Source organism: Candidatus Neomarinimicrobiota bacterium, assembly GCA_021734025.1.
Lineage (GTDB): Bacteria > Fidelibacterota > JAANXI01 > JAANXI01 > JAANXI01 > JAANXI01.
Map to the genome: position 1 here is coordinate 379518 of JAIPJS010000001.1, position 22319 is coordinate 401836.

The following is a 22319-nucleotide window of genomic DNA, read 5'->3' on the forward strand; positions in this document are numbered from 1 at the left end:
ATGGAAAATCAGGATTTTTCAGTGCTCGTTGTAGATGACGAACCATACATGGTTAACTTTTTACAGCAAGCGCTAACGAAGAAAGATTATAAGGTGAAGGGGGTAACCTCGGGCCCCGATGCATTAGAATACCTATTATCAAATTCCATTGATCTCATCCTAACGGACTATAAAATGCCGGAAATGCTCGGCATCGAACTGTTGGAAAAAGTTAAAACCAAGTCTCCGGATATCGGTGTTATTATGATGACGGCTTACGGGACGATCGAAAGTGCTGTCAAGGCGCTAAAACTCGGTGCGGCAGACTATATAACCAAACCCTTTTCCGTTGATGACATTTATCAGGTTATTCAGAATTTTTTTGAATCCGCAGAACAAAAAGAAAAAAATATATCGGTCCGCGGGGAAGATCGGTTTGGCGAGCTCATCGGGAAAAGCCCACAGATGCAGAAGATTTACCGGACTATTTCCCTGGTGTCCAACAGCCGCGCTTCAGTGTTTATACAGGGGCCGAGAGGCACGGGAAAGGAGCTGGTTGCCAGGGCAATTCATTATAATTCCGATCGGGCGGACAAACCGTTTATCCGTGTAAATTGTGCTGCGTTGCCGGAATCACTGATGGAAAGTGAACTTTTCGGCCATGAAAAGGGTGCGTTTACCGGTGCCATCCGGAAAAATGTGGGTAAATTCGAGCTGGCGGATACCGGCACGTTGCTGCTGGACGAGATCACCGAAATGGATATCGGCTTGCAGGCAAAACTGCTGCGGGCCATCCAGGAAAAGGAGTTTCACCGCGTCGGAGGCGATGAAGAAATTAAAGTGGACGTCCGGATTCTTGCAACTAGCAACCGTGATCTGCAACAGGCGATTGAAGAAGGCCATCTTCGCGAAGATCTGTATTATCGTTTGAATACCATTCCAATCGTTCTGCCACCCCTCTCGGAACGCCGCGAAGATATTGAGCCGCTGGTCTATCACTTTATTGATAAATTCACAGAGGAATATGGCAGCGAGGTGGAGGATATTGAGGACAATGCTATCCGCCGTCTCCTTCAGGAAGAATTCCCGGGCAACGTACGCGAACTGGAAAACCGGATACTGCGTGCCACCATCCTTAGCCAGAGCAAGCTGCTGACGGAAGACGTCCTGTTCATAGAGGATCAGGAAACGGATGCGGAGTTGCACGGAGTCGTCAACTTTGGTAACCCCGTCACGATTGAAGAGATGGAGCGGGATTTAATTTTGCAAACCCTCGAGTACCACGACTACAGCCGGACGAAAAGCGCCGAGAGCCTGGGCATCAATGTCCGGACACTCCGGAATAAAATAAACCAGTATAAGGAGGACGGCATAATTTCCGACTCGTTTTTCAGCGACTAGCGGAAAAAATCCACGTCCCACCGGCAATATTTTCCAGTCCCCATCGACTTTCGTTGATGGGGATTTTTATTCCCATCTATTATAAAAACCCGCCAATTCAACACTTTCATCCCCTTTTATCTTTGATCTAAAATTTCTGCCCTAATTGGCATAATGATTGTAAAAATACTAACGAGTCAAAAGACCAGGGAACGGAGAACCATGGCAGAGAGACCTTTTATATCGTCGATTCAAAAACTGATGGGCGCATCAGTTTCTCAGCAACGGGCGGCAGCGAAAAATATCGCAAATCAAAACACCCCCGGATATCGCCGGATTGAAGTAGACTTCAGGGAAGTCCTCCGGAGCGTTAATAACACACAGACCGTTAAACTCGAAGGGACAAAAGTCCAACACCTCGCGGCTCTGCGCGATCGCCAGGCAGAACAGGTCAAGGCTGTCGACTCGGGCGATCCCATTGAGGAGGGCAAAGTCAACAATGTGGATTTGGACACGGAAATGGGCGTCATGGCTAAAACCCAACTCTATTATCAGGTGTTGACACGAGTGATGCGGGGGCGCTTCCAGAAATTAAACAACAGTATTACAGGACAGACAAGGTAAGAAGGAAAATAGCCAATGAAACTGAACAGTCTGTTTCGCGGTATCGATATCTCGGCAACAGCCCTTCGGGCTCATCGCCGGGGGATGGAGATTGTTTCGGAAAATATCGCCAACGTGAATACCACACGAACCAAAGATGGAACGCCCTATCAAAAGCAAACGCCGATTTACACGGAATTGGATGCCACCTCTTTTAAAGCGGTGATGGCCGATACGGTATCCCGGGTTGTCGGAACCCGGTCCGGGCATATTCGCGGTTCCAATACCGGCTCCCTTCCGTCAGAAGAGGGAACAGACGGCGTTGAAGTAACTGCTCTGCGACCGGCAGATCAGGAATATCGACTAGTCTACGAGCCGAGTCATCCTGATGCTGACCAGCAAGGCTATGTCCGATTTCCTAAGATTAATATACTAGAAGAAATGGTACAGCTGATGAATATCTCACGCTCGTTTGAGGCTAGCGTTACCGCGATGAACGCAGCCAAAGAAATGTCTCAAAAGGCGCTGGAGATCTAAATGACCGGAAAAATTACCTCGGCGTACCAGCAGTTCAGCCATCGGATTCAGCGGCAACAGGAGTCGCAGCAGCCGCCATCTGTGCGGCAAAGTAATTCGAAGAACAAGTCTCAGAACTCCGTCCAGTCGGCACCAACCAGCCAGCGCACAGGGGACCAACAACGACAGTTACGTCAGTTACGGGAGACCGGGACTCTGGAGAACCTGCGAACCATTTTAAGCGAAGATGAGGAGTCTGTTCTGGCCCGGATATTTCCGGAGACGAACACCTCCTATACTGCCGATGCACAGAAGCAATCACAAAGAACGAAACCTGCCAAAGGTGGGTTACTGGATCTCAAATACTAATGAGGAACATCAACCTGATATATAACCAGCTCAATGCCAATAACCAGATTCGCAATCTGGAAAGACGGGCGAATTTCGATGAGATGGATCAGGCCCAGTCTCAATCATTCAAAAATGTACTGTCAGATGCGCTATCTCAGGTTGACACTATGCAAAAAGAGGCGGATGAGATCGTTTTTGATTTCTCGGCCGGAAAAGTAGAAAATGTCCATGATGTCATGGTTGCACTTCGGAAAGCGGATATCAGTCTGAAAATGGCCATCGAAGTACGGAACCGGCTGATGGACGGATATCGTGAAATTATGAACCTCAGGTTTTAGCCACAGGTAGATGCCAATGTTTCAGGGATTACTCTCACAGATCCAGGACGGTCTTGCCGACTTACCGCTCCGCAGTAAAATCACCATGGGAATTATGTTTGTAGTCGTTATCACCGCATTCATTCTCGTTATCTCCTGGCTTAACAAACCGGATTATCGGGTACTTTACAGCAGCCTCGCGTCAGAGGATGCGGGTAAGGTCGTCGAATATCTGCAGGAACAAAACGTCAAATACAAATACGATCATGCCGGCAGCACCATCATGGTGCCGAGCAACCGGGTGTACGATATGCGGCTACAGCTTGCCAACGCCGGTATTCCCAATGATGGCGTTATCGGCTACGAAATTTTTGACGAAAACAATTTTGGAATGACCGAGTATGTGCAACAGGTGAACTACAAGCGCGCACTCGAAGGCGAGCTTCAGCGTACCGTACAGCAGATGAATGAGGTTGAAGCCGCCCGGGTCCACCTTGTCTTGCCCAAGGAAGCTATTTTCAAGGAAGATCAGGGTGAGCCGACCGCAGCAGTTATCCTGAAACTGAAGTCGCATTCAAGGCTGGATAACAGTCAAATAGAAGGGATTCAGTATCTGGTGGCTAACAGCGTGGAAAACCTGGAAGCCCAGTCGGTTTCAATATTGGATGCCTCCGGTAATCTTCTGACGGAAACCGGAAGCGACCGGGAAGGCGTCTCCCAGGCTACAACGCAATACTCAAATCAGAAAAAAATAGAAGAATATCTCAGCCAAAAAGCCCAGAGCATGCTGGATGGTGTATTGGGATATGGTCGATCTATTGTACGTGTAACCGCGGACATAAACTTTGAACAGATTCAAAAGACCGAAGAGATCTACGACCCTGACAGTCAGGTAATCCGGAGCGAAGAACGGATTGAGTCTGCATCCATGGGAGTCGATACCTCCAGTAGCCAGCAGGAGCATCTCATTACTAATTACGAGATGAATAAAACGGTGCAAAGCGTGATGAATGAGGTGGGGGATATTAAACGGCTGCATGTGGCAGTGCTGATAGATGGTACCTATCAGGAAGGCGAGGATGGCGAGCGGCATTATCAACCAAGGGAGCAGCAAGAGTTGCAACGGCTTGAGCGCATCGTGAAGGCGGCAGTTGGCTTTAATCAGCCCCGTGGCGACCAGTTCGAAATCTCGAATCTCCAGTTTGACCTCTCCGATTATGAGCAGCAGGAAGAGCAGTTTGCCGTGATGCAACGGCGGCAATTCTGGGAAAATTTATTGAACAAAGGCCTCAGTGTCGGCCTGGTAGTGTTTTTCCTGTTTCTGCTGCGAAATGTGGTGAAACGCTCCAAAGTCATCATCGGAGAAATGCCATTCCAGAGTTCACGCCCGAGAAAATACAGCAGCAGTAGTGGCGCCTCACAGAAACAATTTACGAAGAAAAAACGCCGGGATCTGCCGGACTTCGAGATAGAAATGGATGATGAGGTCCTGGAAAAAACCCAGATGCAGGAAGCGATACGAAACTATTCGGAAGAAAATCCACAACAGGTAACCAGCCTGATTCGCAGCTGGTTAGTTGAGGAATAGAGCATATGTCAGAGAAATCCGTACGGACACAGGATAGCACAATTATTGGCCCAAAGAAGGCCGCAATTCTGCTGGTGGCACTTGGAAGCCAAACGTCTTCCAAGGTCTTCCAGCAGTTACATCCGGATGAAGTAGAGCTTTTAACAAAAGAGATTTCTAAGCTGGAAAATGTGTCATCCAGTGTACTCCAGGGTGTGACCCAGGAATTTTATCAGATGGTCCGGGCTCAGGAGTATATTGCCGCTGGCGGTATGGATTATGCCCAGGAAGTCCTGGAAAAGGCGTTGGGCCCGGATAAGGCGATGGACATCCTCCACCGCATCAGAAGATCCCTGCAGGTTAAGGGGTTCAATGTGTTGAAGGAGGTCGACCCGAACCAGTTGTTGAGTTTTATCCAGAAGGAACATCCACAGACCATCGCCCTGGTGCTCACACAGATTGAACCGGATCAGGCTGCTTCACTGTTGGCTGACCTGCCCATTGATTTACAGGAAGAGGTGCTGTTTCGGTTTGCGACGATGGACAGCGTTTCCCAGGATATGGTCAAAGAAGTGGAGACTATTTTGGAATCGCGGATCGACTTCTCCCAGGGCGGAGAGAAGTTAGGCGGTGTCAAGCCGACTGCCGAAATCCTGAATATGCTGGGGCGGAGCTCGGAGAAAAAGATCCTGGAATCAATTGCGCAGGAAGAACCGGAACTGGCGACCGAAATCAAAAATCTCATGTTCGTGTTTGAAGACATTGTACTCCTGGACGATCGTTCGATACAGCGCGTGCTGAAGGAGATCGATACCCAGGAATTAACACTGGCGCTCAAAGCAGTCAGCGACGATGTGAAATCGCGTATTCTGCAGAATATGTCACAGCGGGCCGCCGAGATGATCGAAGAGGAAATGGAATTTATGGGGCCGGTTCGGTTGAGTGAAGTAGAAAGCGCCCAGCGACAGATTATCGAGGTGATCCTACGTCTGGATGAAGAAGGGGAGATCGTAATCTCCTCCGGAACGGTGGCCGATGAAATTATCGAATAACACCATCTCCCTGGGCACGGACCAACCCGTCATCGCAATCCACACTGGTGACTTCCGTCCTGAGCCGGACTCCAGCCATGCCGATCAGCATGCGCCGGAGCCGGATGAATTGCCCTTAACGGATTTCGAACGAAATATGGATCGCCTGTACAATATGGAAGATCAGGCTGGCCTGTCTGACATCCTGGCTCAACTGGAAAACAATTACAAAGGTGAACGGGAAAACATCTACCAGTCCGGATATAACGCCGGGTATGAAGCCGGGAAAAGTGCCATGGAGAACCAATACCGCGAAGACGTGACGGCGCTAAAGGACGTGATGACAGGACTTGCCGAAAGCCGGTGGCGCCTGGAGAAAGAGGCAGAACTAAACCTGATTGAGTTGGTGCTCAGGATTTCACGGCGAGTCATTAACAGCGAGTTGCACAATGACAAAACAAAGATTGAAAATGTCATCAGGGAAACAATACACCAGATTGAGCAGGATGAAGTCCTGGAAATTCTCCTGAATCCGGACGACCATGAGTATATTATTTATCAGTCGGCGATTTTGGAGGAGTTGCCAAACGAAGTGAAGGTGAAAAAAGTAACTACGATGAACCGTGGCGGATGTATCGTGAATACCAATATGGAATCCATCGACGCGACAGTGGAGACCAAACTGGAGCAAATTGCAGGCAGCCTTTATGCCAATTTACCCGGTGATGAGGAATAAATACTGATGCATACCCATTTATTAGACATTGTGGATTCAACGCCAATTATTCAGCGGCGTGGCCGGGTTCGCAGGATTGTAGGCCAGGTGGTTGAGGCCACCGGCCCCAGGGCATCTGTGGGACAGACGTGTAACATCCTGGCGCAACACAGTGGGAAAACCATCACAGCCGAGGTGGTCGGCTTTCGCGAAGATCAGGTGCTCCTTGTGCCGTATGCCGACGTCAACGGGATCTCGTCTGACGATATTGTCACTATTAATTCTAATTCTACGGAAATTCCGGTCGGTGAACAGCTCCTCGGCCGGGTGCTGAACGGCCTGGGACATCCCATAGATGGAAAAGGGCCGATCATCGGCAGTGCTATGCAACCGATCCATAACGACCCGCCTGAACCTCTGGACCGGACAAGAATAACCAAACCACTGCTGACAGGTATTCGAGCAATTGATATGTTTTTGACCTGCGGTCGAGGGCAGCGGGTCGGCATCTTTGCAGGAAGTGGCGTAGGGAAGAGCGTGCTCCTGGGCATGGTTGCCAGAAATACCTCTGCTGACGTTAATGTAATAGCCCTGATTGGTGAACGTGGGCGCGAAGTCCGGGATTTTATCGAAAAAGATCTGGGCGAGGAAGGTCTGAAGCGTTCGGTGGTCATTGCCGTGACCTCCGATCAGGCGCCCTTAATCAGGATCAAGGGAAGCCTGATCGCCACAACTATTGCAGAATATTTCCGCGACCGGGGACAAAATGTGATGCTGATGATGGATTCGGTTACCCGTGTCGCGATGGCGCAACGGGAAATTGGTCTCTCCGTTGGGGAGCTGCCGGCATCCAAGGGATATACACCATCGGTTTTCGGTATGCTACCAAAATTGCTTGAGCGAGCCGGTGCTGCCGGGCAGGGAAGTATCACCGGAATGTACACGGTACTGGTGGAAGGCGATGATATGAATGATCCGGTCGCTGATACCGTCAGATCCATCCTGGATGGGCACATCATTCTCTCCCGGAAACTGGCATCGCTGGGACACTACCCCGCCATCGATGTATTGCAAAGTGTCAGCCGGGTCATGATTGATGTGGTAAACGAGGACCACCGGAAACTGGCGAACCGTCTTGTTGAGGTTCTGGCGACATATGAGGAAGCCGAAGATTTGATTAATATCGGAGCCTATGTCAAGGGGAGTAATCCCCGTATCGACCGTTCTATCGCCCTTATCGATGATTTGAAGGATCTTTTACAGCAAGATATCGATGAGATGGTGGACTTCGACAAATCACTGCAACGGATGCAGGAAATCCTCGGGAGCGCGACAGCATGAGTAAGCATCAATTCAGGCTCCAAAAGGTGTTGAAAGCCAAAGAAATCAAGAAAAAGGTCGAACAGCGGAAACTGGCCGAGCGGCAACAGGACCTTGAGACTGAGGAGTTGGAATTGAAGGAATTGAAACAGACGGAACAGGAGTTTTTGAGCAAATTGAGGCAAAAGCGGTTGAAGCCGACCCGGGGACATGAAATCCGTAACGATTCCGCCTATCAACGGCAAGTGCAAAAATATGTGGAGCAGCAGGATAAAAAGGTGGCTTCAGCGCAGCAGGAGGTTGAGGAGCAGAGAGAAACCCTCATTGACGCAACCCAGGAAACCGAGATGCTTGATAAATTAAAAGAACAGGATTACCAAAAATATTTACAGCGCGTCAACAAACATGAACAAAAACGGGTAGACGAACTTTCACAATTTGAACCTTTCAGGAAGGATCGCGACGAGTAGCGTATGGCACCACAGCAGGAAACCGAAAACTTACCAGCCGTAGCCGAGGGAAAAAAGAAGTCCGGCATCCTGAAATGGGTCCTGATAATTTTAGGATCATTTGTCATCTCCTATGCCGGGAGTCTCGCATGGATAGTATACGTTGAAAACCCAGCGCAGCAAGAAGCCGCAGTGGAAACGGTCGCAGCTGATTCACCCGAAATAGAGGAAACCGGTGAATCCATATCCAATAAAACTGTGGCACCTGAATCGGAAGCGCAGCCCAAACCGGAAAATATGTCAGAAACTGTTCAGCAGGACAGTAATGCCGGACAACCAGCGCAGATAGAGCAGCAGGAACAGTCACCGGAACCGCAACCGGCCATGAGATATCAGGAATACCAGCCTGAGCAAGAAATCGCAGGTCAGGAACCGCCCACGACCGAATCCCAAAAACCCCCGAAGGACTATAAAAAATTAGCAAAAATTTACAGCCAGATGGATGCCGGCGCAGCCGCACAGATTTTGGCACGGATGGATGACAAAACTGTTGTAGGGATTTTAAATCAAATGCGGGACCGAAATGCCGCGGAACTATTGACGGCATTCAGTGCAACCCGGGCAGCAAGATTAAGCCAGGAACTCAGCCAATTCCCGACCAATAATTTATGAGATTTTCCACTCAAAATATTACCAATGAGTTAACCGATAAATCTGGATATACACCAGAGCCTGTGGGGAAGTCCGGCGATCTGTTTGCCGCATTACTGGGCAAATTAACCGGTACGAAAGTACTGAATAATGATACGGGTAACCATCTTTTAGATAGTAAGTTAAACGAATTATCTAAAGTTATAAATAAGTTAAGTGTCGGCGAGGAAAGTCAGCAGAAACTGGGTAAAAATTTGATAGCCAACCAGATTATCGATATAACCGGGATTTCCGGTAAAGAGCTGGGGGCGGTGCTGGGAATAAACGGTACGAGTAAAATGCTCGATGGACTTGTCGAGCAACTGATTAACCTTCTGGAATCCGGAAAATTTGGCCAGGATTTACTTCGGTCTGTTGGGAAAGAAGCCGAGGGAATTGTCATCCCGGTGAAATTGCCGGAGAAAACTACTACAGCTGATGCAGTCGAACAGCAAAACCGTCCAGAGCAGAAGTACGGTCTACTGTACATACGCAAGGCAGTTTCTCCTGATCAAAAAAAGCCGAAAACCACATCGCATGATTTTCATGTTTTTCTGGTCCGTCCTGAAATCGCCTTGCGCAATAGATACAAGTCGGACAAACCATCTTCCGCTCCGTCACAGATGATTCAACGAGAAACACCAGCCAGATCTTCGACGAATCACAGTTTACAGTTAATACCAGGGGAAAAGGGCTTACTCCAATTGGGGCTGACTGAACACAGCAAAAAGACATTAACGCCTGAATCGAAAGAAACAAAAATTATTTTAGTTGGTGTGCTTAGGACAAACAGCGATTCATCGACAGATCTCGGGGATCCCCGGGCATCACGGAGGGAAATCTCTGAAAATAAATCAGTCAAATTTACTCTGCTCAGGATAACTCCGGAAAACAGTGAAATGACCACGATGCCCACTGAGGATAACGCTGAACCTTCTGATGCATCGAAGAAGGCGAAGAAATTCGAAATCGAGTCACCCGCAAACCCAAAAATCGGGAAAGCAAAACCCGACGGCTTTGCCACGATAGTGAAAAGTGGTGACAGGAATACTGATGGAAAACAGCCGAATTCATTGCGTAGTAAAAAATATCAAGCTGCGTTAAACGGTGCTGATAATTCGTGGAAACCTTTAGATGGATACCAGGGAATACAAAGCCCGGATTCCCGGAAACTGGACAATACATCGTCCCTTAGTACAGCGAACATTCAGCCAAACGCATCCACCAAAAGTGAAGATGTTAAAATACAACAAACCGCCATAAAATCAGGTGATACTTCTGGATTATCTAAAGAATTACTTAAGGTTGATAAAAATCAATATAGCCCAGCTATACCCCTTAAAAATACGGAAAAAGCTACTACCACGAAAAGTACACTGACTTTTAAAACGAAAACGACAGAATCGCTGAACGTTGATACGAGCCGGATTCCTAAAACGGAACTTTCCACTCCGATGACAAAAGACGAGATACCTATCCAGTCTGCAAAAGTCGTTACCAGCAGCAAAGGCGCAGTATCTCAGATCAATGACTATGAGCTTCGGAGCTTGTCGAATCTTCTGGAAAAAATGAACGGTATTATAACTACCAAAGAAAAATTCGATCGACCGGATATGGAAAGACAGGTTTTGCTCGGTTCGTCAAAGCGGTCGGTGAAAGCAGCGATCCAAAGGAAACCCAACGAAAGCACGGTGTCCGATTTAACCTCCGTTCATATACCAAAAAGTGGGGGATCCGCAGACGGCGATCACCGAATTTTACACAGAGCAGTACAATCGTCTGGAACTGATCCAATACGAACCGGGCATGTTGCTCATCCAGTACAAGCACAGGATACGGTTGACCAAAAAAATACGACAAAAAATGTGACACAGCAATTCCAGGTAATCACGACCAAAGCCAACGCGGCGATGGTGCAGGCGGAAACGCCATTGAAAATGAAACCTTCGGTAAAAACCGAGAATCCGAAAGGTGAAAAAAAGCATGGTTTTCGGGCTGTCACCGAAAAACCGCAATCCGGGCCCGCCGAAAAGCGCCAATACCGATTTCCATTGGCAGACAAATCCTACCAGCCCATATCAGCAGCTGAAATTGCCCGGTCCGATTCAAGCGAAAAAGAGACGAGCCTGTCTGCGATAAAAGATGCATTGGGTTTGGTCGACGGTGAAAGCAGCAGCCAGAGTGGATTATTTTCCCAGGCGTTGTCCGACGCAGGCCAGAATGCCGGAATGGCGAAAATGGCTCCCGAACAATCCATTATGACTCAGGTCATTGAACGTATACAATCTATTACGCAACAGGTGAAATCGTTTAACGCCTCACAACAGGTGCAGAATATTAACGCACAAATTCAGCTGAAGCCGGCCACTCTGGGTTCTGTACTCTTAAGCCTGAAATTCAGCGAAAATACTCTGCAGGGAACGATATACACCTCATCAAATGAAACAAAGCAGACCATCGAAAAACAGATGCCGGTCATCCGGGAAGCGATCCAACACCACAACGTGGCGCTCAATGATATCAAGGTGGAAGTACGCCCGGATATGCAACAGGAACAGCGCCAGTCCTTTGCCGATCAATTCATGCGGGAACACTCCCAGTCCGGGACCGAACGAGATGCACGCCAGGCGGCCGGGTCGTCACTCAACCGCGGTACCGGAATCGAAACCCAGGTCGATCAGGAACCCACTCAACCGTTTCATCCCACAGGCACCGGTGGGAGTATTGAGTTTTACGCCTGACGAGAGGCAGAGTATTTTAGTATTATAAGTCTCGAGCACTGCGCATCCGTTTTCGGCTATTCCTGTTCAATTTTGGTTTCATAAATTATTTCCTTTTATCTCTTCAATCTTCATTTTCCATTCTACAATTTCCTTCATGCCGAATAACCGCTAAAGCGGTCACCGTCAACAGGTTTCCCCTATACCCCTATACCTATTTATATGTTTTACCCGACCTCCTCACCGGAAAAACTAACCTATCCGGAATAGCAGGTTAGACCAGTGTGGAAATTTTTACAGCACAGCGCCGGGGAGAAGGAATAATCTTCCGGCCGGAATAAAATTCGCCCGATATTTCCCAAAAACTCTATCCGCTAACTCCAGTAATCACAGTATGTAGCAATTAATTTTGCGAAACGACCATCTTTGGCATACGGCTTGCCTAATTATTGTACGAGAGAATAAAACGAAAGGAGCAGTAATGCAGATTCCATTAGTAGGAGGCACCGGGAACACTTCCCAGTCCGGACAGTCCGGGCAGTCGGAGTCAGTTCCGGGAGGCGAAATGGATAAACAGGCATTTCTCCAGCTCCTGGTAACGCAGATGCGGCACCAGGATCCGATGGATCCGATGAAAGGCCAGGAGTACGCAGCCCAGCTTGCCCAGTTTAGTTCGGTGGAACAGCTGACAAACCTGAACGATCGGTTTGATCAGATGCAACAGAGTAATGTGCAGTTAAGCCGTTCTATTTCCAATACCCTGGCGGCGACCATCGTTGGAAAGCGGATTCAGGCAGTTGGTAACGCCGTCGCTTACAATGAGGGTGAGGATACATCGATACGTTTCAACCTGGAAAATGCTGCTAAGGAGGTAAAACTCACCATCCGGGACAGCAACGACCAAGTGGTAAAAACTGAAAATCTCGGAAGTATGCTGGCCGGTGAGCAGGAATACCAGTGGAATGGCCGGTATAATTTGTTGGGACGCGCGGATGATGGTGAGACGTTTACCTACACCATCGAAGCCACCGATCGAGAAGGGAACAAGGTAAGCACCAATACCTTTACCCAGGGAAAAATTTCGGCGGTGGAGTATGGGAACGGCGGTCAGCTCTACTTTCTGCTGGGCAACATGCGGGTCTCGGCCGGGAACGTTCACCGGATTTACGATGGTGGCTAGTTCCTACAGAGCCTGACAAAGGAGAAAATACGTGGAAATCCAGCAATTACAACAGATTCAGCAGGGCCGGAATATTGGCAGGATTCAGCGGCCGGATTTGCCTGGAACTGCTCAGCCCACCAAGACATCTGATGGGAAGAGTTTCCAGGAACTGTTGAACGAACGCATTGCCGGCCAGGAGGAGACAGTCAAATTCTCCTCCCACGCGCAACAGCGAATTCAGCAGCGAAAAATTCCGTTCGGTCCCGACGACCTGAACCTGCTCTCCGATGCGATCACGAAAGCTGCGGAGAAAGGTTCAAAAGAGTCGCTGGTACTGATGGACAGTAAGGCATTTGTTGTCAGTGTACCCAATCGAACGGTTATAACGGCTGTGGATCGGGCGCAAATGCAGGACAATGTCTTTACGAACATCGATTCCACAGTATTGCTGTAAATGAAAATACTAACAGAAAAACATCCCGGCGCAAAGTGACTGGACCTCTATGAGGAAGTCTGTTTCCGCCGACCGATTGACGCGGAACACCGTGACCGGGAAAGCAACAGGAGGTCAGAAATGATACGATCCCTTTTTGGTGGAGTATCGGGATTACGCAACCATCAGACGCTGATGGATGTAATTGGTAACAACATCGCTAACGTGAACACCGTAGGATTTAAAAAAGGTCGCGTCACATTCAAGGAATCGCTGGCGCTGATGATGCAGGGAGCCCAGAGCGCGACGGAAAACATCGGTGGAAAAAACCCGGTCCAGATTGGCCTGGGGATGGAAGTCGGCAGTATCGACTCGGTCTTTTCCCAGGGAAACCTCGAGAATACCGGTCAAACGACCGACATGGCAATTCAGGGTGACAGTTTCTTTGTGGTGAGCGACGGTAACCGGCAGTATTTCACCCGGGCCGGCAACTTTCAACTCGACGCGAACGGCCGGCTTGTGAACCCCAATAACGGCTTTGTGTTGCAAGGGAAAATGGCTGATTCCCAGGGGAGTATCTCCGAAGGAACGGCTGTGGATGACATTGTTTTGCCTTTTGGTACAAAGATCCCTGCAAAGGCGACCAGCGAAGTGAGCCTCTCCGGAAACCTGGATGCAGCCGGGCCTGCCAAGGGCACAATCCTTGACTCCGATGGCATTTATGCCGTGGAAGGTGGGGCATCTGACATCAACGGACTCTTACGCGTCGATGCCAGCAATGGCGATTACTCACAGATCCAGGGTATGGCGCCGAATTCAACCACGGTGACGCTCCGAATCGACGACGGCGATCCGAAAGTTTATACCTACGTAGAAAACGACATCGGTACAAATGATGATTTCTTTCATACCATTGATGATTTGATGGCAGAAATCGAAAACGATCTGTCCGCGAATTATACAATCGCAATGAATAGTAGCGGTCAAATCGACATTACCGAGGCCGGTGGAAGTGGCGAAACGATAAACTTTTCCAGCTCGAATTCGGACCTGGACAGAGCGCTGTCAGCATTGAATGGCACGTATAGCGATTCGAGTCAGCAAAGCGATGAGTTTTCGCACGTGGCGACTTCCGGCGACAACCTGATCGACCTTCGGAATCTGCAGGGGGTGAGTCTTGGGCTCTCCACAGGTGACGATATCACCATCAACGGTAAAGTCGGCGGTGAGTCCATTACCACTGCGAGTAAAACCGTCGGTACTGATGTAACAACATATGGTGAATATGCCAACGCCGTAGAAATTGCATTGGGAATTAATAACGCAGATGGTGTGGCAATTGATGAAGATGACGGATCTGTCACAATAAACGGGGATGGCGGTACAGTGAATGCCATATCCGATGTAGATATCTCCGCTGATTCCGGTGGAAGCGCCGTGACAGCATTTAATGCCATCTTCGATGACACCACAGGCAACTACTTCGCGCGTCAGGATGCTCAGGACTATACCCAGAACGCTTCGATCACCATCTACGACTCCAAGGGTGATTCCCATATCCTGACCTTCGAATTCACTAAAAATCCGGTGGAAGTGAACAAATGGAGTTGGGAAGCCTCGGTAGGGACAGAAGGCGCCTCCATCCTGAGTGGAAGTTCGGGGGTTATCACATTCGACAGCGACGGTAACCTGGATACCTTCACCTACGATGGCGGTTTCCAATCCCTGAAGATGGCTCCGGGCAACGGCGCCGGCATCATGGACCTGGATGTTGATCCGGGAACATTTGATACCATCGACGGACTTTCCCAGTTTGCAGGATCGGCGAATGCCATCGTGGATTCCCAGGATGGGTATACTTCCGGCGATCTCAGCGATATGACCATCGATGACGCCGGAAAGGTCACCGGCTTTTTCAACAATGGTGTCACCAGAGATCTGGCGCAAATCGTGCTGGCTTCCTTTAACAATCCTAATGGTTTGGTCAGAAGTGGCGATAATATGTATGAGGTCTCCGGTAATTCCGGACAGCCCGTAGTCGGAAAGCCGGGTGAAACAATTCAGTCCTCCATTTCCAGTGGATCGTTGGAACAGTCCAATGTGGAACTGGCTGAAGAGTTCACCAAGATGATTGTCGCCCAGCGTGGTTTCCAAGCAAACGCCAGGGTGCTCACGGTGAGTGACCAGCTGCTGCAGGAGGTCGTTGGGCTGAAACGGTAACCTGAGATAAACACTGTGGATCGGCATCCCGCTTTAATCAGGCGGGATGCCGCTCTCCCACAATACAGCTGGGGTTTATGGATTTTGCGACGTTAATCGGAGTGGTAGCCGGGGTCACCCTGGTTTTTTTCTCCATTTTCAATGGGGGTGGGGGAAGTACATTCCTGGAAATAAATTCTCTTCTGATCGTATTGGGGGGAACGCTTTCGGCAACTTTCATCAATTTTAAAATCAAGGATGTGTTGGGGGTTTTTACGGTGGTTAAAAATGCTTTCGCCAATCAGGAGGTAGTATATCACCAAATTCTGGAAGAAATGGTGAATCTCTCCATGATTGCCAGGCGCGAAGGAATCCTGGCCATCGAGAATGCGGCGGAAGACCTGGATGACGAGTTTATGAAGCGGGGGCTGCTCCTGTCAGTCGATGGTCTGGAGCCGGAAATGATCCGGAATATCATGGAGTCGGAGGTGAATAGCCTCGAGGAACGACATGGACGCGGTCAACAGATTATGAAGAGCATGGGAACCTATGCTCCGGCGTTCGGAATGATTGGAACGCTTATTGGGCTCATTAAGATGCTCCAGACACTGGACGATCCCACCCAAATTGGCGCCGGAATGGCAGTTGCGTTGGTTACGACCTTTTACGGTGCACTGTTGGCCAACCTGTTATTTTTACCTATCGCCGGAAAACTCGAGACACTCTCCGAAGCGGAGGTCGGACAGCGGGAAATGATCATTGAGGGAATTCTGAGCATTCAGAGCGGCGAAAATCCGCGGGTCATTGAGCAGAAACTCAATACCTATATCCCGCCGAAGATGCGCAGCGATAAGAGCGTACTGGACAAAGCACGGGATACCGAAGATGTCAAGGCAGCAGCGTAGAAAAAAGAAAAAGGATTCCGGCGGGGACGACATGAATTCCGCACCGGGCTGGATGACCACGTACGGGGATATGATGTCGCTGTTGTTGGTCTTCTTCATTTTGATTGTCTCCTTTTCCTCGGTTCAGGAATCCGAATTCCAGAAAGCGATGGGATCTTTGCAGAGAGCACTTGGATTACTCAAATCAAATGTTGCACTGATTACACCATCGACTCAGTCCATTTATATCCCGCCACGGGCCGAGGTGAGGCAGGTAATTAACGAGATTCTGCGGACAATGAAGGATATTCCCGAGCTGGAAAACAGTATTTCCTTTGAATCAGGGGAGGATGGAGTACGTGTCCGGATAAGCAACCCGCTTTTATTCGATACCGGCAAGGCGAATCTGAAGCCACAAATCCTGCCGGTGCTCGATAAAATTGCCACACTGCTGGATACAGCAGAGTTTGAGGTGATCATTGAGGGGCATACAGATAATGTGCCGATTTACAATGAGCAGTTCCATTCGAACTGGGAATTATCAGCGGCAAGATCGGTGGCTGTGGTAGAACAATTTGTAGATTTCGGTATTAACCCGGAACGGTTTTCCGCAGTGGCATATGGTGAATACAAACCCCTTAAATCTAATCTCACCAGTGACGGGCGATCAAAAAATCGCAGGGTTGAAGTATTCATCCCGTATGAGCAAAACAGTAATAATGAAGGAATGAGAGAATCAGTTAGGAACGAAAAAAATGGCTGATGATGACATTCAAAATGGAGAGAATACCGAATCCGGGGAAGTGAAGACCCAGGGGATTAATCCCTGGATAAAACGGTTGTTGATGTTTGGGGCAGTATTACTGGTTATCGGGATTGAGTTGGGAATATCGTATGTCCTGAATAAACGGGTGGTAGTACCCAAATACTTTTCTGAAGTAAAAGAAAAGCCAAAGGGACAAGATGGCAAAAAGAAGAAAGAGGAAAAGAAAGAAACAGAGCAGGCTGAACTCAATACAAACATTTACCTGGTGGATAATATTGTTATTAATCCAAAAGGAACGAATGGCACCCGCTATATTGCAATGGCCGTTGGTCTGGGCGTGAATGATCCGGGAACCCTGGAAAAACTGAAAAACAGAGATATCCAGATCAGGGACGCCATGAATGCTCTGTTGGCTGATAAATCTCTGGGAGAATTCGTGGATATGGAAAACCGGCCTAAACTGAAACGGGAAATCCTGAACACGGTTAACGATAAAATTGGGCCCAACGAAGTGGAATCTATTTATTTTACGGAATACGTGATTCAATAGGGACAGCGATGAATAAAAGTAAATTACTCTCACAGAAGGAAATCGATGCTCTGATGACCCAGGCCGCCTCGCATGAGGTACCGGAGTCCTATGAACGATCGCAGGAGGTCAACGTATACGATTTTCGCCATCCCAACCGAGTCTCCAAGGAGCAGATGCGGACGCTCCGGACCATCAACGATCGGTTTGCCCGGACGTTTGGCACCTATCTTTCAAATACCCTGAGAACGATGGTTGATGTCAAGGTTAATACTATTGATCAGGTCACTTATTCTGAGTACACGCTGTCGGTTTCCGTGCCGAGCAGCCTGTTCATCTTTAATATGACGAAGCTTGGCGGCAGTTCGATATTCGAGGTCCCACCGAATCTATTCTTTTTCCTGATTGACCGATTGCTCGGCGGGGCCGGCAAGGTGGTGGATAGCCACCGCGAGGTGACCACCATTGAGCAAAAGGTGATGGAAAAGATTATCATCCGGGGGTTGAAGGACCTGGATGAAGCCTGGGAAGACGTAACCAGTCTTAAGCCGGAACTCAGCTCGTTTGAGACAAATCCTCAGTTTGTTCAGATTGCTCCGGCCAGCGAAACCGTCATCGTAATTTTGTTCGATGTAATTATTGGAGAGCGCACTTACTCGCTGAATCTCTGTATCCCGTTTATTGCGCTGGAAAAGGTGATGAGCAAGTTGAATATCCATAGTTACATTGCTTTGACCCAAAAACAGCAGACACCGGAAATTCGCCGGGATATTGAATACAACCTGAATAATACTCATCTCCCGGTCCGGGTGGAATTGGGGAAGGTCGATATCACTATTAAAGATTTTATTAACCTGGAAGTTGGCGATGTACTGACCACCGATTCAAAAATTACCAATGAACTGCCGATAATTATCTCCGGCAAACAAAAATTTTGGGCAAAGCCCGGTATCCAGGAGAAATCTAAAGCGGTCAGGATTACGCGCAAAAGCCGCATGGATGATCCCGATGATACAGGGCATGAACAGCCGGAACAACAGCAAGTAAAGGAGTCATCTCATGGCTGACGATCAATTTACAGGCCTGCGGGAATTCGAAGAAAAAATAATAGATATTACCAGCGATAACCTGGAAATAATTACCGGGCAACAGTTTACGGTGGAAATTGAACACGTGGAGGAATATACCCCGGAGATTATCCAGCTGTTGACGTCCAGTGAAGTCCGCACCACGGTCGTCTTCGAAAATGAAGAATACGATCCCTGGCAGATATTTCTTCCCGGCGATTTAGGGGCGTTTCTGGCAAGTACGATGATTGGCGAAGATCCGTCTCTTGAATTCGATCCGGAGAACCAGACAGAACCGCTTCAGGAACTAATGGCACAGATAATGAGTCCATACCTCTCCGAGTTGAGTTCTATTGCCGGTGAGCAGGTTGATGCATCCGAAATTACCATTACACAATCGACGGAGCAACCGGACCTTTCGGAAGAATCCGCAATATTCTCGTACCAGGTTTCCGTAGCACCGGATCACAAATTCTCGTTTTACAAAGTGGTCCCGAAAACCCTGACCAGTCTCATTGATGCCGGCGACGAGGAACCGGACGCAGAAACCCCGGCCCAAGATGAGACAGAGGCCGGCGAGCAGCAGGTCGAAATGGACGAAACACAATTCCAGCAGTTCCGGAATAAAGGCACCAACGGCAAAGGTGCGAATTTGGACATGCTCATGGATCTGCAGATGCCAATCACCATCGAACTGGGGCGGACGAAGCTTACCATCAAAAATATCCTGCAACTGGGACAGGGTTCAATCATCGAACTGGACAAGCTGTCAGGTGATCCCGTGGATGTGTATATCAACGATCGCAAATTCGCTGAAGGGGAGGTTGTCGTCGTGGATGAAAACTTCGGTGTCAGGATTACCGAAATCGTCTCCCCGGCAGAGAAGATCAAGTCGCTCCAGTGACAACAAAGGGGTATAGGGGAAAAAGGTATAGGGAATAGGGGAAACTTGTTGGTAGTGACCGCTTTAGCGGTTATTTGGCAAAAAGGGAATTGTAGAATGAAAAATGAAGATTGAAGAAGTATATAACCGAAGTTCGGAACCAGCAGTCCGGAGACGAAAACGACGGTCTGGGGAAAAGAAGACTGAGGACCCAAGACCCACGACGGTCTGGTCAATACCACTGTAACACCTGAACACACCAACACGGTCTTAATCCAACAGGAAAATATTGCACCCGGGAGTGGCACCTAAGGAAATTTATTCCAGTTTCAAGTTATCTCCATAATTTTTCCCAATTGTAACGATATCTCTACATCCCCTGTGAACAGCGGGTTTACCGAATAGCCGGATCCGGAGTCAGATACTGGCATACGCCTTGCAAAAGGTATCCTGAACGAAAACCATTCATTCAGGACACCGATGAAAAATAAATCCATACTTCTCGTCACGGTACTCCTCCCCGGGATTCTCGCAGCCCAGGAATCATTCCAGGAAACCGGTGGGAACCAGCCGTCCTTTCTCTGGATTATAATTCAATCGATTTTTGCGTTGGCGCTGGTCATTGGTGGGATTGTACTGGTAGTCTGGGTACTCAGGCAGTTTATGAACAGGGCCCAGGGATCACCGTCGGCACAACGTACACCGGAATTTCGCGTCTTACACCAGGTGGACTTAACCGCCAATCATTCGTTGTTTGCTGTCAGGTTTTTCAACGATCTCCTTCTCCTTGGCGAAGGTGAAAACGGGATGACCCTGATCCATAAATATCCCGATTTTCGTGAGTGGGATGCGCTGGAGGATAATAGCCCACAGGTAAATCAGAAATTCGGACAGATTTTGAAACGGGCCATTGGTGGAACGGGGACGAAATCTTCATGAAAAGGGGAACCAAAAAAAGACTTCTGACGTGGGGGGCTATAGCTGGCTTGTTAGTAGTTATTTTCACATTACTGCCAGCTGAAATATTACAAGCACAAGGCATTCCGAAAATCACACTAGGGGTTGATCAGGCCAACAATCCGGAAGACGTATCAACAACGCTCCAGATTTTGCTGATGATGACCGTGCTGGCGCTGGCACCGGCTATCCTTATTCTGATGACCAGCTTTACACGGATTATTGTGGTATTCTTTTTTGTGCGTCAGGCCCTTGGTACGAATCAAATGCCGCCGAACCAGCTGCTCATCGGCCTGGCATTATTCCTGACGTTTTTCATTATGAGTCCGGTGCTTAATAAGATGAACACCAGTGCACTCCAGCCTTATATGCAGGAAGAAATCACACAGCAGGAAGCGTTTGCCAATGCAATGGAGCCGCTGCGGGAGTTCATGGTGGAGCAGACTGACGAAAAAGATCTTGGACTGTTTATGAAAATAAGCCAGAGCAATAAACCAAATACTATCGATGATGTCTCCAACAGCGTCCTGATTCCGAGTTTCGTCATCAGCGAGCTGCGCACGGCATTCCAGATCGGGTTTGTGCTCTACATCCCGTTTCTGGTCATCGATATGGTGGTTGCCGGTGTCCTCATGTCCATGGGAATGATGATGCTTCCCCCGGTAATGATTTCACTGCCGTTTAAAATACTCCTCTTTATCCTGGTCGACGGCTGGAATCTGTTGGTCGGCTCGGTGGTAAACGGGTTTTTTTAGGAGGATAGAATGTCTGTACAAATGGCATTGGATTTGGGACAATCGGCAATGTTCTTGGGCTTTAAGCTCATCGGTCCGGTTCTAATTTTTAGTCTGATAATCGGTCTGGCCGTTGGCATCTTCCAGGCCGCCACCTCCATACAGGAAATGACCTTGACATTTATTCCAAAGATTGTCGTAGTCGCGCTGGTTATCCTGATTTTCATGCCGTGGTACGTCAAGATCATCGTCGAGTATACTCGTGAACTGTTCACGCTGATTTCAGGATTCTAATTATGCCCTTCACCTGGTACGAATATCAATCCATCCTGCTGGTTTTCATCCGGATTACCGCACTGATTGCTGTGGCTCCCTTATTCAGTGATCGCCGGATACCAACGATTTTGAAAGTTGGACTGGGTGTGCTCCTCGGAATACTTATTATCCCGGTGATGGATTTAGCGCCGTCCCATTATACGAGTATTCCGGGTTTCATTCTCGCGGCAGGACTCGAAGTCCTGGTCGGTGTGGTTATTGGGTTCGTGGCAAATCTTTTATTCATGGGCGTGCAGTTCTCCGGACAATTCATGAGTTTGCAGATGGGATTTGCTGCGGCACAGTTGTTCGATCCCAGCACCGAAAATAATGTACCGGTTATCGGGGAGTTCTACTACATCGTTGCCATCCTGATATACATGGCAATCGGCGGCCATGGCCATCTTTTGGAAGCATTACAGGGTAGCTTTACGGCGGTACCGCTGGGGGGACTGGTGTTTCATGAGAATTTTTTCGAGCATTTAACCCGGTTGACCGCTGATGTATTCGTGATCGCCCTGAAAATAGGTGCACCCATTTTTATCACCATTCTGCTCACCGAGATGGCTCTCGGGCTCATCGCGCGGCTTGTGCCACAGATGAACATCTTTATCTTCGGCTTCCCGCTGAAGATTTTGACGGGTCTGCTGATGATCGCCATTTCCATGCCCATCTTTGGCAGAGTGTTTCAGGCCTTATACCAGACATCGGAATTGAACATCTACAGCATCATCGGACTGATAGGACCTTAG

General features: G+C 48.7%; 24 protein-coding genes. All 24 read left to right on the top strand.

The window, feature by feature from the left end; translation table 11 throughout:
* Positions 1-1380 (top strand): sigma-54 dependent transcriptional regulator, encoded by a 1380-nt coding sequence (locus K9N57_01455; GenBank protein ID MCF7802832.1) that lies wholly within the window; start codon positions 1-3, stop codon positions 1378-1380.
* 201 nt (positions 1381-1581) lie between these two features.
* On the top strand, positions 1582-1983 hold the full coding sequence (gene flgB, locus K9N57_01460; GenBank protein ID MCF7802833.1) for a flagellar basal body rod protein FlgB: 402 nt from the start codon (positions 1582-1584) through the stop codon (positions 1981-1983).
* 15 nt (positions 1984-1998) lie between these two features.
* On the top strand, positions 1999-2499 hold the full coding sequence (gene flgC, locus K9N57_01465) for a flagellar basal body rod protein FlgC (GenBank protein ID MCF7802834.1): 501 nt from the start codon (positions 1999-2001) through the stop codon (positions 2497-2499).
* Positions 2500-2847, top strand: a complete 348-nt coding sequence (locus K9N57_01470; protein MCF7802835.1) for a hypothetical protein — start codon at positions 2500-2502, stop codon at positions 2845-2847.
* Complete coding sequence (fliE, locus tag K9N57_01475) at positions 2847-3167, top strand: flagellar hook-basal body complex protein FliE (GenBank protein ID MCF7802836.1); 321 nt, start codon at positions 2847-2849, stop codon at positions 3165-3167. The genes K9N57_01470 and fliE overlap by 1 nt, the downstream gene beginning before the upstream one ends.
* Before the next feature lie 16 nt (positions 3168-3183).
* Complete coding sequence (fliF, locus tag K9N57_01480) at positions 3184-4734, top strand: flagellar M-ring protein FliF (GenBank protein ID MCF7802837.1); 1551 nt, start codon at positions 3184-3186, stop codon at positions 4732-4734.
* A 5-nt stretch (positions 4735-4739) separates the two neighbouring features.
* Entirely contained in the window at positions 4740-5765 is a 1026-nt protein-coding gene (gene fliG, locus K9N57_01485; protein MCF7802838.1) for a flagellar motor switch protein FliG, read from the top strand.
* Complete coding sequence (locus K9N57_01490) at positions 5749-6480, top strand: hypothetical protein (protein MCF7802839.1); 732 nt, start codon at positions 5749-5751, stop codon at positions 6478-6480. The genes fliG and K9N57_01490 overlap by 17 nt, the downstream gene beginning before the upstream one ends.
* A 6-nt stretch (positions 6481-6486) precedes the next feature.
* The gene (gene fliI, locus K9N57_01495; GenBank protein MCF7802840.1) at positions 6487-7800 is read left to right on the top strand and encodes a flagellar protein export ATPase FliI; all 1314 of its coding nucleotides are present in this window, start codon (positions 6487-6489) and stop codon (positions 7798-7800) included.
* Positions 7797-8249, top strand: a complete 453-nt coding sequence (gene fliJ, locus K9N57_01500) for a flagellar export protein FliJ (GenBank protein ID MCF7802841.1) — start codon at positions 7797-7799, stop codon at positions 8247-8249. The genes fliI and fliJ overlap by 4 nt, the downstream gene beginning before the upstream one ends.
* Before the next feature lie 3 nt (positions 8250-8252).
* Positions 8253-8900, top strand: coding sequence for a hypothetical protein (locus tag K9N57_01505; GenBank protein ID MCF7802842.1), 648 nt, complete (start codon positions 8253-8255; stop codon positions 8898-8900).
* Positions 8897-11659: a flagellar hook-length control protein FliK gene (locus tag K9N57_01510; GenBank protein ID MCF7802843.1), complete on the top strand. Its 2763-nt coding sequence runs from the start codon at positions 8897-8899 to the stop codon at positions 11657-11659. Before K9N57_01505 ends, K9N57_01510 begins: the two co-directional genes overlap by 4 nt.
* Before the next feature lie 460 nt (positions 11660-12119).
* Positions 12120-12818: a flagellar hook assembly protein FlgD gene (locus tag K9N57_01515; GenBank protein ID MCF7802844.1), complete on the top strand. Its 699-nt coding sequence runs from the start codon at positions 12120-12122 to the stop codon at positions 12816-12818.
* A 31-nt stretch (positions 12819-12849) separates the two neighbouring features.
* Positions 12850-13254: a hypothetical protein gene (locus K9N57_01520; protein MCF7802845.1), complete on the top strand. Its 405-nt coding sequence runs from the start codon at positions 12850-12852 to the stop codon at positions 13252-13254.
* A 120-nt stretch (positions 13255-13374) separates the two neighbouring features.
* Positions 13375-15453, top strand: coding sequence for a flagellar hook-basal body complex protein (locus tag K9N57_01525; GenBank protein ID MCF7802846.1), 2079 nt, complete (start codon positions 13375-13377; stop codon positions 15451-15453).
* 77 nt (positions 15454-15530) lie between these two features.
* Positions 15531-16337, top strand: a complete 807-nt coding sequence (locus K9N57_01530) for a flagellar motor protein (GenBank protein ID MCF7802847.1) — start codon at positions 15531-15533, stop codon at positions 16335-16337.
* Positions 16318-17079 carry a flagellar motor protein MotB gene (locus K9N57_01535; GenBank protein ID MCF7802848.1) on the top strand — a complete coding sequence of 254 codons (762 nt, stop codon included), beginning with the start codon at positions 16318-16320 and terminating at the stop codon, positions 17077-17079. The genes K9N57_01530 and K9N57_01535 overlap by 20 nt, the downstream gene beginning before the upstream one ends.
* Positions 17072-17632: a flagellar basal body-associated FliL family protein gene (locus K9N57_01540; protein ID MCF7802849.1), complete on the top strand. Its 561-nt coding sequence runs from the start codon at positions 17072-17074 to the stop codon at positions 17630-17632. The genes K9N57_01535 and K9N57_01540 overlap by 8 nt, the downstream gene beginning before the upstream one ends.
* An 8-nt stretch (positions 17633-17640) precedes the next feature.
* Positions 17641-18678 carry a flagellar motor switch protein FliM gene (gene fliM / locus K9N57_01545; GenBank protein MCF7802850.1) on the top strand — a complete coding sequence of 346 codons (1038 nt, stop codon included), beginning with the start codon at positions 17641-17643 and terminating at the stop codon, positions 18676-18678.
* Positions 18671-19582 carry a flagellar motor switch protein FliN gene (gene fliN, locus K9N57_01550; GenBank protein ID MCF7802851.1) on the top strand — a complete coding sequence of 304 codons (912 nt, stop codon included), beginning with the start codon at positions 18671-18673 and terminating at the stop codon, positions 19580-19582. Before fliM ends, fliN begins: the two co-directional genes overlap by 8 nt.
* Before the next feature lie 459 nt (positions 19583-20041).
* Complete coding sequence (locus tag K9N57_01555; protein ID MCF7802852.1) at positions 20042-20500, top strand: flagellar biosynthetic protein FliO; 459 nt, start codon at positions 20042-20044, stop codon at positions 20498-20500.
* The gene (gene fliP / locus K9N57_01560; protein MCF7802853.1) at positions 20497-21273 is read left to right on the top strand and encodes a flagellar type III secretion system pore protein FliP; all 777 of its coding nucleotides are present in this window, start codon (positions 20497-20499) and stop codon (positions 21271-21273) included. The genes K9N57_01555 and fliP overlap by 4 nt, the downstream gene beginning before the upstream one ends.
* A gap of 9 nt (positions 21274-21282) precedes the next feature.
* Positions 21283-21546 (top strand): flagellar biosynthesis protein FliQ, encoded by a 264-nt coding sequence (fliQ, locus tag K9N57_01565; GenBank protein ID MCF7802854.1) that lies wholly within the window; start codon positions 21283-21285, stop codon positions 21544-21546.
* A 2-nt stretch (positions 21547-21548) separates the two neighbouring features.
* Positions 21549-22319: a flagellar biosynthetic protein FliR gene (gene fliR / locus K9N57_01570; GenBank protein ID MCF7802855.1), complete on the top strand. Its 771-nt coding sequence runs from the start codon at positions 21549-21551 to the stop codon at positions 22317-22319.

Coding starts and splice junctions, on each gene's coding strand:
- K9N57_01455 (MCF7802832.1), top strand. CDS start 1: ATGGAAAATCAGGATTTTTCAGTGCTCGTTGTAGATGACGAACCATAC.
- flgB (MCF7802833.1), top strand. CDS start 1,582: ATGGCAGAGAGACCTTTTATATCGTCGATTCAAAAACTGATGGGCGCA.
- flgC (MCF7802834.1), top strand. CDS start 1,999: ATGAAACTGAACAGTCTGTTTCGCGGTATCGATATCTCGGCAACAGCC.
- K9N57_01470 (MCF7802835.1), top strand. CDS start 2,500: ATGACCGGAAAAATTACCTCGGCGTACCAGCAGTTCAGCCATCGGATT.
- fliE (MCF7802836.1), top strand. CDS start 2,847: ATGAGGAACATCAACCTGATATATAACCAGCTCAATGCCAATAACCAG.
- fliF (MCF7802837.1), top strand. CDS start 3,184: ATGTTTCAGGGATTACTCTCACAGATCCAGGACGGTCTTGCCGACTTA.
- fliG (MCF7802838.1), top strand. CDS start 4,740: ATGTCAGAGAAATCCGTACGGACACAGGATAGCACAATTATTGGCCCA.
- K9N57_01490 (MCF7802839.1), top strand. CDS start 5,749: ATGAAATTATCGAATAACACCATCTCCCTGGGCACGGACCAACCCGTC.
- fliI (MCF7802840.1), top strand. CDS start 6,487: ATGCATACCCATTTATTAGACATTGTGGATTCAACGCCAATTATTCAG.
- fliJ (MCF7802841.1), top strand. CDS start 7,797: ATGAGTAAGCATCAATTCAGGCTCCAAAAGGTGTTGAAAGCCAAAGAA.
- K9N57_01505 (MCF7802842.1), top strand. CDS start 8,253: ATGGCACCACAGCAGGAAACCGAAAACTTACCAGCCGTAGCCGAGGGA.
- K9N57_01510 (MCF7802843.1), top strand. CDS start 8,897: ATGAGATTTTCCACTCAAAATATTACCAATGAGTTAACCGATAAATCT.
- K9N57_01515 (MCF7802844.1), top strand. CDS start 12,120: ATGCAGATTCCATTAGTAGGAGGCACCGGGAACACTTCCCAGTCCGGA.
- K9N57_01525 (MCF7802846.1), top strand. CDS start 13,375: ATGATACGATCCCTTTTTGGTGGAGTATCGGGATTACGCAACCATCAG.
- K9N57_01530 (MCF7802847.1), top strand. CDS start 15,531: ATGGATTTTGCGACGTTAATCGGAGTGGTAGCCGGGGTCACCCTGGTT.
- K9N57_01535 (MCF7802848.1), top strand. CDS start 16,318: ATGTCAAGGCAGCAGCGTAGAAAAAAGAAAAAGGATTCCGGCGGGGAC.
- K9N57_01540 (MCF7802849.1), top strand. CDS start 17,072: ATGGCTGATGATGACATTCAAAATGGAGAGAATACCGAATCCGGGGAA.
- fliM (MCF7802850.1), top strand. CDS start 17,641: ATGAATAAAAGTAAATTACTCTCACAGAAGGAAATCGATGCTCTGATG.
- fliN (MCF7802851.1), top strand. CDS start 18,671: ATGGCTGACGATCAATTTACAGGCCTGCGGGAATTCGAAGAAAAAATA.
- K9N57_01555 (MCF7802852.1), top strand. CDS start 20,042: ATGAAAAATAAATCCATACTTCTCGTCACGGTACTCCTCCCCGGGATT.
- fliP (MCF7802853.1), top strand. CDS start 20,497: ATGAAAAGGGGAACCAAAAAAAGACTTCTGACGTGGGGGGCTATAGCT.
- fliQ (MCF7802854.1), top strand. CDS start 21,283: ATGTCTGTACAAATGGCATTGGATTTGGGACAATCGGCAATGTTCTTG.
- fliR (MCF7802855.1), top strand. CDS start 21,549: ATGCCCTTCACCTGGTACGAATATCAATCCATCCTGCTGGTTTTCATC.